The 1581-nt window shown below is 64.5% G+C and carries 1 protein-coding gene; it reads left to right on the top strand.

All coding sequences use genetic code 11. The features are described from left to right. Nucleotides 1-603: 603 nt before the first annotated feature. Nucleotides 604-1581, top strand: a 978-nt coding sequence (locus LH128_RS33805) for a TonB-dependent receptor plug domain-containing protein (protein ID WP_327195266.1), incomplete at its 3' end; no start/stop codon positions are given.

Genomic DNA, 1581 nt, shown 5'->3' with positions numbered 1-1581 from the left:
AAACCTACAATGTCAAAGAACGAACCAGCCTTGCGGGCCAGACCCGCCGAACAGTAAAGCCGGACAACCAAGCGTCCCTCGTTCTTGCGATCGGGGGAACTAGCTGTCCGTCTGTGTTGGCGACCGTAGCAGAAGCGTGCTCCGCTGCGGTGAAGCGGCCTCTAAGGGGGGCTTCTGATTCGGTCAACAGCCAATTTTCAAAAATGTTTTCAACAGGGGGGCAACCGCACCAAGGCAGACTGCGAGCCGACAAGCCCAGCGCCAAACCCCTTCCAGCTTTTGCTTGAAGCGTGTCGCTGATGCCGATAGCCACGCCGCCACAGGGAATTATGGCTCAATTGCCGGGAAAACTTCGGGTTGCGTGCTAACATAGCGAATGCCGTCTGTGCGTTCGCAGTCCTCATTTGGTCGGCGACCGGAGCCTTCGCCCGGGACGGGGAACTGAACGTCCCTGCGCTTCCGCTGTCCCGCGCCGTAGCGTCGCTGGGGCAGCAGGCCGGAGTGCAGATCCTGGTCAACGCGCCCGGTAGCGAGGCGCGGCGCACGCATGCCATACACGGCTATATGACTCCGGCCGAAGCGTTGACGCGAATGACCCGCGGCATGGGTCTGTCCGTTCGTACCGTAGCCCCCGGCGTATATCTGATCGCAAAGACGCCGCCGGTCCGCAAAGTGCTGCAACCCCGGCCTCCAGCCCCGGTCCCCGAACCTCCCGAAATTCTCGTTTCCGCACGGCGTCGTCCCGAACTGGAGCGCGACGTGCCGCTGGTCGTGACCCATCTCGACAATTCGGCGCTGCAGCACGCGGCCGTTCGTACGCTGGCGGACGTGGCGCGCATAACTCCGGGCTTCGTCGCCACCGGCCAGACCAGCAGCGCCACGCCGCTTCTGGTGATGCGCGGCCAGCGGCGATCGATCAGCGACGAGAACCGGCTGCCGCTCGTCGTCTATCAGGACGAAGTGCCCCTGCCCAATCAGGCAGCGCTTTCGCCGCTGTTCGACATCGCTTCGGTCGAAGTGCTGCGCGGCGCCCAAGGGACGCTGTTCGGGCGGAATGCCACCAGCGGCGCTGTACTGCTGCGCTCGGTACAACCGGGCGAAGGCATCGCCTCCTACGTCGAAGGCGAAATCGGCAACTACGGATTGCACCGCCTTGAAGCGGCGGTCGAATTGCCCGCGTCCGGCCCCTTCTCGCTTCGCGTATCGGGCCAGCAGGTACGGCGCGAGGGCTATACGCGCCTGCTCGGCGGCGGACGTGCGGACGATGTGCATACCGATGCGATACGGGCAGTGCTGCGTTTCGATCCGGACGGACCGCTGCGCTCCACCACCAGCTTCGACATGCTCGATGCCGAGGAAAAGGGCGCCGCGTTGATCCTCGCAGGCGTCTACGCGGGAGGAAGCGTGCGCGACGCGCAGAACGCTCCCTACTTCGATTGCGGAACGGGCGCCTGCGACATCGACGGCTATTTCGAGACCCAGCAGACGCTGGGCCGCCGCACCTCCCAATCCGGCTTGGCGCCATCCTTCCGGCGACGGTTTCGCGGCATCGGCAACATCACGGAATATGGCGAGGGCGAC

Origin of the sequence: Sphingomonas sp. LH128 (assembly GCF_000293195.2) — a bacterium.
Lineage (GTDB): Bacteria > Pseudomonadota > Alphaproteobacteria > Sphingomonadales > Sphingomonadaceae > Novosphingobium > Novosphingobium resinovorum_A.
Note: the sequence above shows the minus strand (reverse complement) of the source record. Positions and strands in the feature narration are given on the sequence as shown.